We start from the raw sequence: 8,236 nt of genomic DNA on the forward strand, positions 1-8,236 counted from the left end.
GGGCCGACAGCGCCGCCGCGTCCCCCGGGCGGCGCTGTCGCGCGCCCGGGGGTCAGCCGAGGACGGCGAGCGCGTCGATCTCGATCAGCAGGCCGGGCGGCAGGCCCACGTACACGGTGGTGCGGGCGGCCGGCGGCGCCCCCAGGTCCTGCTCGGCGAAGTAGGCGTTGTAGATCTCGTTGAGCTCGGCGAAGTGGCCGACGTCGGTGAGGTAGACGCGCATCATGACCACGTCGTCCCAGCCCGCGCCGCCCTCCTCCAGGATCGCCTTGACGTTGGCGAGGGTCTGGAGTGCCTGTTCGCGCAGCGTGGGGCCGGCGGGCGTCGGGGCCTGGCCCGGCACGGCAGGCAGGAAGCCGACCTGGCCCGCGACCTGCACGATGTTGCCCTTGCGCACGCCGTGCGAGAACTTCGCCGGCGGCTCGGTGTGGGTGGCGGGGGTCAGCGCGGTCTTGTCGCTCATGCTGTCGCTTCCTTGGATGGTGTGGTGCCTGCGTACTCCCTGCTGACCGCGTCCGCCGTGCGGCGGACGTGCGGCAGCAGGCCGAGGAGTTCCTCCGCCGTGACGACGACGTTCGGCGCGGAGACCGACATCGCGGCGACGACCCGCCCGTCGGGGCCCTTGACCGGGGCGCCCACGCAGTTGATGGACTCCTCGTGGCCGCCGAGGTCGGTGGCCCAGCCCTGCTCGCGCACGGTGGCGAGCTCCCTGAGGAACGCGGCCGCGTCGGGCGTCGAACGGGACGTGTAGAGGGGGTAGTCGAGGCGCTCGGCGAGCGCCCGCCGCTCCGGCTCCGGGAGGTCGGCGAGAAGCAGCTTGGCGACGGCAGCGACGGTGATCGGCACGGGTTTGCCGATCCGCGAGTACATGCGCACGGGGTAGCGGCTCTCGACCTTGTCGATGTAGAGCACCTCGCGCTCCTCGTACACCGCGAGGTGCACGGTGTGCCCGCAGCTCTCGTTGAGCGCGACCAGGTGCGGATGGGCCACGTCGCGCACGTCGAGGTTCTCCACGGCCTCCTGCGCGAGGGTGAAGAGGCGGGCGCCGAGGCGGTAGCGCTGGTCGCGCTGGCGGTGCACCAGGCCGTGCTCGTGCAGGGTGCGCAGCAGCCGCAGGGCGGTCGACTTGTGCACGCCGAGCTCGTCGGCGACCGCGCCGAGGTCGGCGGGGCCGCGCGCGAGCAGCGGCAGGATGCTCAGGGCCCGGTCGACGCTCTGGCTCACGGCGTACGCACCCCCTCGGCCGCCGCGTCGCCGTGCGCCCAGCCCGCGGAGAGCCGCAGCGCGGCCCACTCGCGCTCGCCGAGGGCGACGAGCCGGTCGGCGAGCACGCGGTCGGGCGGCGCGCACACGTCGGCCTCGACCGTGAGGACGGCGGCGGCCATCAGATGGCCGTGGCGCAGCCGCTCGGCGGGCGGCAGCCCGCGCAGGGTGGCGGAGAGCACGCCCGCGGCGAAGGCGTCGCCCGCGCCGACCGGCGCGACCACGTCGACCGTGGGCGCGGGCACGGCGACCGCGGTGCCGTCCGTGTAGAGCACGGCGCCCTCCGCGCCCCGCTTGACGACCACCGCCGCGGGCTCGGGCAGGGCCCGCCGTATCGCGTCGGCGCCGTGCACGTCCCACGCCTGTGCCGCCTCGTCCTCGCCGACGAACACCAGGTCGGCGCCGCGCGCGTACTCCAGCAGGACCCGGGCCCCCGCGGGGTCGCGCCACAGGCTGGGCCGGTGGTTGACGTCGAACGAGACCAGCGGGCGGCCGGGCCGGGGCGCGGTGAGGGCCGCCACCAGGGCGCGGCAGTCCGCCGAGAGCGCGGCGGTGATGCCGGACAGGTGCAGCACACGGCAGTCGTCGAGCACGTCGAGCGGCATGGTGGCGGGGGACATCGCGGAGGCGGCGGAGCCCGCGCGGTAGTAGGCGACCTCGTGGGCGGCGGCCGAGCGGTCGTTCGCGGTGCGGAAGTAGATGCCGGTGGGGCGCTCGGGGTCGCGCCGCACGGCGGAGGTGTCGACGCCGTACGCGGCGACCGCCTCGACGAGGTGGTCCCCGAAGCCGTCGGCGCCGACCCGGCTGACCCAGGCGGTGGCGTGGCCAGCGGCGGCCAGCGCGCAGGCCACGTTGGACTCGGCGCCGCCGATGGTGCGGGCGAAGGAGGGCACGTCCGCGAGGCGGCCGGGCCGCGACGGCAGGAACGTGACCATGGACTCGCCCACGCACACAACCTCGGTCACTCGCCGACTCCTCCCGATTGACCCGATGTCGGATCGGATGTTAGACAACGATCAGCATCATGCGCAACGCGCGTTGCATCCCACGCAACACACGCGCGCCGGACGCGGCCCCGCGGACGACGGACCGCAGACCCAACGGACCGCAGACCCAGCAGGCAGCAGATCCAGCAGGCAGGAGCACACCCCCATGGGCCCGAGCACCGAGGAGGCCGTCGCCGGCCTCGCCGGAATCCGCGTCGACCACCGCTTCAAGGGCCTGCCGCCGGACGCCGAGGGGCTGACGGCGGGCGAGCTCGCCGCCCAGCGCCGCTCCCTGTTCACCGGCGGCTTCACCACACCCGTGCTCACGCTCTCCGCCGAGCGCCTTGAACACAACCTCGCCCTGCTGGAGACGTACGCCACCCGGCACGGCCTGGACTTCGCGCCGCACGGCAAGACCTCGATGGCGCCTCAGCTGTTCGCGCGGCAGCTCGCGCACGGCGCCTGGGGCATCACGGCCGCCGTCCCGCACCAGGTGCGGGTCTACCGGGCGTACGGCATCTCCCGGATCTTCCTCGCCAACGAGGTCGTGGACGCGTCCGCGCTGCGCTGGCTCGCCGCCGAGCTGGACGCGGACCCGGACTTCCGCTTCGTCTGCTACGTCGACTCGGTGCGCGGCGTGGAGCTGATGGACGAGGCGCTGCGCGCGGCGGGCGCCCGGCGGCCCCTTGAGGTCGTGGTGGAGCTGGGCGCGGGCGAGGGCGCGCGGACCGGCGCCCGTACGGAGGCGGAGTGCGCGGCCGTCGCGGACGCGGTGGCGGCCGCGCCCTCGCTGCGGCTGACCGGCGTCGCCGGGTACGAGGGCGAGGTGCCGGAGCCGGACGGCGAGCGGGTGCGCGGCTATCTGCGACGGCTGGTGGCGCTCGCGGCGGACTTCGACGCGGCGGGCCGGTTCGCGGACGCCTCGGACATCGTGGTGAGCGCGGGCGGCAGCGCCTGGTTCGACGCGGTGGCCGACGTGTTCGCGCGGATCCCCGGGCTGTCGGCGCCGGTGGTCAAACTGCTGCGGTCGGGTGCGTACGTCTCGCACGACGACGGCCACTACCGGCACCTCACGCCCTTCAAGCGGGTGCCGCAGGAGGGCGCACTCGAACCGGCGTTCCGGCTGTGGGCGCAGGTCGTCTCGCGGCCCACACCGTCGCAGGCGTTCGTCAACGCGGGCAAGCGGGACGCCGCCTACGACCTGGACCTGCCGGAGGCACAGGTCGTGCGCGACGGTCGGACCGGCGAGCTCAGGAACGCGGAGGGCATCGCGGTGACCGGCCTCTCCGACCAGCACGGCTGGCTGACCACGGAGCCCGGCGCCGGCCTGGAGGTCGGGGACTGGGTGGGGATGGGCCTCTCGCACCCCTGCACGTCGTTCGACAAGTGGCAGCTGATCCCGGTGGTCACGGCGGACGGCACCGTCACGGACCTCGTCCGCACGTTCTTCTGAGGGGCGCGCGATGGATCTCGTCATCCGGGGCGCGCGGGTCGTGGACGGCTCGGGCGGCCCCTCGTACCGCGCGGACGTGGCCGTCGACGGCGGCCGGATCGCCGCGGTCGTCGCGGAGGGCGCGGGACGGCGCCCGTCCGCCGCACGCACGCTCGACGCGGCCAGCCTCGCCCTCTCCCCCGGCTTCGTCGACATGCACGCGCACAGCGACCTGGCGCTGCTGCGCGACCCCGAGCACCTGGCGAAGACCGCGCAGGGCGTGACGCTGGAGGTGCTGGGCCAGGACGGCCTCTCGTACGCGCCGGTCGACGACCGGACGCTCGGCGAGGTCCGCCGCACCATCGCCGGGTGGAACGGCGGCGGGCCAGGCGACTCCTCCGTGGACTTCGACTGGCGCACGGTCGGCGGCTATCTGGACCGGCTCGACGGCGCGTTCGGCGGCCGGGGCACCGCGGTCAACGCGGCGTACCTGGTGCCGCAGGGCTCGGTGCGGATGCTCGCGGTCGGCTGGGACGACCGCCCCGCCGCGCCGGGGGAGCTGGAGCGGATGCGGCGGCTGGTCGCCGAGGGCCTGGAGCAGGGCGCGGTCGGCATGTCGTCGGGCCTCACCTACACGCCCGGCATGTACGCCGACGACGCCGAACTGACCGAGCTGTGCCGGGTGGTGGCGCGCCACGGCGCCTACTACTGCCCGCACCACCGCAGTTACGGCGCGGGTGCCCTCACCGCGTACCGGGAGATGGTGGAGCTGTGCCGCAGCGCGGGCTGCGCGCTGCACCTGGCGCACGCCACCATGAACTTCCCGGAGAACGAGGGCCGCGCGCCCGAGCTGCTCGCGCTGCTCGACCGGGCGCTCGCGGACGGCGCGGACATCACGCTCGACACCTATCCGTACACACCGGGCGCGACGACGCTGGCCGCGATGCTGCCGAGCTGGGCGAGCGAGGGCGGGCCCGACGCCACCCTGGCCCGCCTCGCCGACCCTGCGGCGGCCGACCGTATCCGCCGCGACCTGGAGGTCACGGGCTCGGACGGCTGCCACGGCGTGCCCATCGACTGGGAGACCATCGAGATCTCCGGGGTCTCCTCGCCCGGCCTCGCCTCCTACGTCGGCCGGTCGGTGGCCGCGTCGGCGCGCGCGGCGGGCGAGGAGCCGTGGGCGACGGCGCTGCGGCTGCTGACCGGGGACCGGCTGGCGCCGACGATCCTCCAGCACGTGGGCCATGAGGAGAACGTGCGGCGCATCATGCGCCACCGGGTGCACACCGGCGGCAGCGACGGCATCCTGCACGGCAGCAAGCCGCATCCCCGCGCGTACGGCACGTTCCCCCGCTACCTCGGCCACTACGTGCGCGAGCTCGGCGTCCTCTCGCTTGAGGAGTGCGTGGCGCACCTGACGGGCCGGGCGGCGGCCCGGCTGCGCCTCGCCGACCGCGGTCTGGTGCGGGAGGGGTTCCGCGCCGACCTCGTGCTGTTCGACCCGGACACGGTCGCGGCGGGCGCGACCTTCGATGCTCCGACGACCCCGCCCGAGGGGATCCCGTACGTGCTGGTCGACGGCCGCTTCGTGGTGGCGGACGGCCGGCGCACGGACATCCTCGCGGGCCGCTCGGTACGGCGCGGGGCGGACGGCCTGGCGCGCTGAGCGCGCGGGCGGCGGCGAACCGGGCGCGGAAGCGGCGGCGCCCACGGCGCTTCTCTCCGGGCCGAGGCGGCGGCCACCCGGGAGCCGCCCCACAGACAGAAAATCGTACGCACGCTCGATTCGTGGCATAAAACCCTATGAGATTCCTGTGGGGACTGAGCCTCCGCGCCGCTCCGCCCGTCTCTCCCCCCGACACACGGTTGACGGGGCGGGGAAGCGGGGAGCGCGATGAGGCAGGCCGCACGGGTGCGGGGACGGGGCACGGGACACGGAGACGGGCGGCGCGGCGCCCGGGGCGCTGCGCTCGCCGCGGGCGCGGCCACGCTCGCGGCCCTGCTCGCGGGGTGCGCTTCAGGGCACCCGGGGGCGGGCGACAGCGGGGCGTCAGCGCGGCCCGGATCGTCCACGGCCACGCCCGCGCGGCCCCCGGCGCCGCCGCTGCCCGCCGAGACCTCCACGCCCGACCCCGGGCTGCCGCCGCCCGTGGTGTCCATGGACATCGCGCACGCGGTGGCGGGCGGCGGCCGGGCCGTCGCGCTCACCATCGACGACGGGCCGGACCCCACCTGGACGCCGAAGGTGCTCGCCGTGCTGCGGCACAACGGCGTGAAGGCCACGTTCTGCATGATCGGCCCGCAGGCCGCGGCCCACCCCGGCCTGGTGAAGGCGGTGGTGGCGGACGGGCACCGGCTGTGCGACCACAGCGTCCACCACGACGAGTCCATGGACCACGAGGGCCGCGCCTACCAGAGGGCCGAGATCCTCACCGCGGCCGGGCAGATCACCCACGCGTCCGGCGGGGTCGCGCCGCAGTACTACCGGGCGCCGGGCGGCGCGTTCACCCCGTACAGCAGGCAGACCGCCGCGGCGCACGGGCTGCGGCCGCTGGGGTGGAACGTGGACGCGAAGGACTGGGAGCGGCCGGGCACCGCCGCCATCCTGGCCACCGTCAAGGAGGAGCTGGGCAACGGCCCCACGGTCCTCTTCCACGACGGCGGCGGCGACCGGCACCAGACCGTGCAGGCGCTGGAGCAGCTGCTGCCGTGGCTGCGCGCGCACGGCTACCGGTTCGGCTTCCCGGTGCGCTGAGCGGCGGGCCCCCGGGCGGGCGAACGTGGGCAAGACCACGGCGCGGCCCCGGGGCGGCGCCCGTACAGTGGCCGTCATGCAGGTGATCCAGTCGACCAAGCTCGCCAACGTCTGTTACGAGATCCGGGGCCCGGTGCTCGACGAGGCGATGCGCCTTGAGGCGGCCGGCCACCGCATCCTCAAGCTCAACACGGGCAACCCCGCCGCGTTCGGCTTCGAGTGCCCGCCGGAGATCCTTGAGGACATGCTCCGCAACCTCGGCACGGCCCACGGCTACGGCGACGCGAAGGGCCTGCTCGCGGCCCGGCGCGCGGTCATGCAGCACTACCAGACCAAGGGCATCGACGTCGGCGTCGAGGACATCTACCTCGGCAACGGCGTCTCCGAGCTGATCCAGATGGCGATGCAGGCGCTGCTCGACGACGGCGACGAGGTACTGGTCCCGGCGCCCGACTACCCGCTGTGGACGGCCTCGGTCTCGCTCGCGGGCGGCACCGCGGTGCACTACCGGTGCGACGAGCAGGCGGAGTGGCAGCCCGACCTCGCGGACATCGAGCGCAAGATCACCGACCGCACCAAGGCGATCGTGATCATCAATCCCAACAACCCGACCGGCGCGGTGTACGGGCCCGAGATGCTGACGGCGCTCACCGACGTGGCGCGCCGCCACGGCCTGGTCGTCTGCTCGGACGAGATCTACGACCGCATCCTCTACGACGGCGCCACCCACACCCCCACCGCCGCGCTCGCGCCCGACCTGCTGACGCTGACGTTCAACGGCCTGTCGAAGAACTACCGGGTGGCGGGCTTCCGCTCCGGCTGGCTCGCGGTGTGCGGCCCCAAGAGCCACGCGGCCTCGTACATCGAGGGCCTGACGATCCTCGCCAACATGCGGCTGTGCGCCAACATGCCCTCGCAGTACGCGGTGGCGGCGGCGCTCGGCGGCCGGCAGTCCATCGACGACCTGGTGCTGCCGGGCGGCCGGATGCTGGAGCAGCGGGACACGGCGTACGAGCTGCTGACCCAGATTCCCGGTGTGACCTGCGTGAAGCCGAAGGGCGCGCTCTACCTCTTCCCGCGCCTCGACCCGGCGGTCTACAAGATCAAGGACGACCGGGAGATGGTGCTCGACCTGCTGCGGGCCGAGAAGATCATGGTGGTGCACGGCACGGGCTTCAACTGGCCCGAGCCCGACCACTTCCGGATCGTGACGCTGCCGACCGCGGCGGACCTGGCGGACGCGGTGACCCGGATCGGCGCCTTCCTCGACGGCTACGGGCAGCACTGAGCACGGCCGGCCCCGCGGCGCCCCGGGCCGGGGGGGGCGTCGCGGGGCCTTTCCGTGCCGTACGGCGGTCACGCGGAGCACCCCCGCGCCCACACCCCGCGCACGCGGCGCCCCGCCCCGGCGCACCGCCACACAACGATCATCGATTCCCCTCAGTTTTAGACTGATTCCAATGTAGGATGGTTTCCTGACGATGCCAGGAGGCCCTGCCATGTACGAGCCGATCCGTACCAAGTCGGTCCACTCGACGGCCGGCCCGCGCCCCGACGTCCCGCACCGCAGCCGCGAGGAGGAGCTGGACAGCCAGCTCGCCGGCTATCTGACGGCACTCCTCACGGTCACCGACGAGCTCGGTCTCGACGAGGCCGCGGAGCGCGTGCTGCGGGAGATCGTGCGGCTGCGCGGCGCCGAGCCGGCGCGCGCCGCGGCGGACGACGACCGCGACCACCACCGCGAGCTGCACCGCCGCGCCGCCGACGCGGCGGCCCGCGCCCTCGTCGTCGCCGAGGCGC

At 74.6% G+C, this 8,236-nt stretch carries 8 protein-coding genes; 5 read left to right on the forward strand and 3 right to left on the reverse strand.

Features of this window, described 5'->3' with window-relative positions; translation table 11 throughout:
• Nucleotides 1-52: 52 nt before the first annotated feature.
• From ABEA77_RS28935 to ABEA77_RS28945, 3 genes are read right to left on the reverse strand one after another with little or no spacing between them, the layout of a single operon-like run.
• Entirely contained in the window at nt 53-463 is a 411-nt protein-coding gene (locus ABEA77_RS28935) for a RidA family protein (RefSeq protein ID WP_345653923.1), read from the reverse strand.
• Entirely contained in the window at nt 460-1,224 is a 765-nt protein-coding gene (locus ABEA77_RS28940; protein WP_345653926.1) for an IclR family transcriptional regulator, read from the reverse strand. The genes ABEA77_RS28935 and ABEA77_RS28940 overlap by 4 nt, the downstream gene beginning before the upstream one ends.
• The gene (locus tag ABEA77_RS28945; protein WP_345653929.1) at nt 1,221-2,228 is read right to left on the reverse strand and encodes a sugar kinase; all 1,008 of its coding nucleotides are present in this window, start codon (nt 2,226-2,228) and stop codon (nt 1,221-1,223) included. Before ABEA77_RS28945 ends, ABEA77_RS28940 begins: the two co-directional genes overlap by 4 nt.
• A 187-nt stretch (nt 2,229-2,415) precedes the next feature.
• On the opposite strand from ABEA77_RS28945, the gene ABEA77_RS28950 reads away from it, so the two are divergent.
• From ABEA77_RS28950 to ABEA77_RS28970, 5 genes are all read left to right on the forward strand, one after another.
• The gene (locus ABEA77_RS28950) at nt 2,416-3,702 is read left to right on the forward strand and encodes an alanine racemase (protein ID WP_345653932.1); all 1,287 of its coding nucleotides are present in this window, start codon (nt 2,416-2,418) and stop codon (nt 3,700-3,702) included.
• 10 nt (nt 3,703-3,712) lie between these two features.
• Nucleotides 3,713-5,347: an N-acyl-D-amino-acid deacylase family protein gene (locus ABEA77_RS28955; RefSeq protein ID WP_345653935.1), complete on the forward strand. Its 1,635-nt coding sequence runs from the start codon at nt 3,713-3,715 to the stop codon at nt 5,345-5,347.
• A gap of 228 nt (nt 5,348-5,575) precedes the next feature.
• On the forward strand, nt 5,576-6,436 hold the full coding sequence (locus ABEA77_RS28960; protein ID WP_345653938.1) for a polysaccharide deacetylase family protein: 861 nt from the start codon (nt 5,576-5,578) through the stop codon (nt 6,434-6,436).
• A 76-nt stretch (nt 6,437-6,512) separates the two neighbouring features.
• Nucleotides 6,513-7,724 (forward strand): pyridoxal phosphate-dependent aminotransferase, encoded by a 1,212-nt coding sequence (locus ABEA77_RS28965; protein WP_345653941.1) that lies wholly within the window; start codon nt 6,513-6,515, stop codon nt 7,722-7,724.
• 211 nt (nt 7,725-7,935) lie between these two features.
• The coding region (locus tag ABEA77_RS28970) for an SCO4983 family protein (RefSeq protein WP_345653944.1) at nt 7,936-8,236 on the forward strand (301 nt) is incomplete at its 3' end.

This window comes from Streptomyces tremellae, assembly GCF_039540215.1.
Taxonomy (GTDB): Bacteria; Actinomycetota; Actinomycetes; order Streptomycetales; family Streptomycetaceae; genus Streptomyces; species Streptomyces tremellae.

Bases quoted from the DNA above. Each gene is read 5' to 3' on its own strand.
- ABEA77_RS28935 (WP_345653923.1), bottom strand. From the start codon at position 463: ATGAGCGACAAGACCGCGCTGACCCCCGCCACCCACACCGAGCCGCCG.
- ABEA77_RS28950 (WP_345653932.1), top strand. From the start codon at position 2,416: ATGGGCCCGAGCACCGAGGAGGCCGTCGCCGGCCTCGCCGGAATCCGC.
- ABEA77_RS28955 (WP_345653935.1), top strand. From the start codon at position 3,713: ATGGATCTCGTCATCCGGGGCGCGCGGGTCGTGGACGGCTCGGGCGGC.
- ABEA77_RS28960 (WP_345653938.1), top strand. From the start codon at position 5,576: ATGAGGCAGGCCGCACGGGTGCGGGGACGGGGCACGGGACACGGAGAC.
- ABEA77_RS28965 (WP_345653941.1), top strand. From the start codon at position 6,513: ATGCAGGTGATCCAGTCGACCAAGCTCGCCAACGTCTGTTACGAGATC.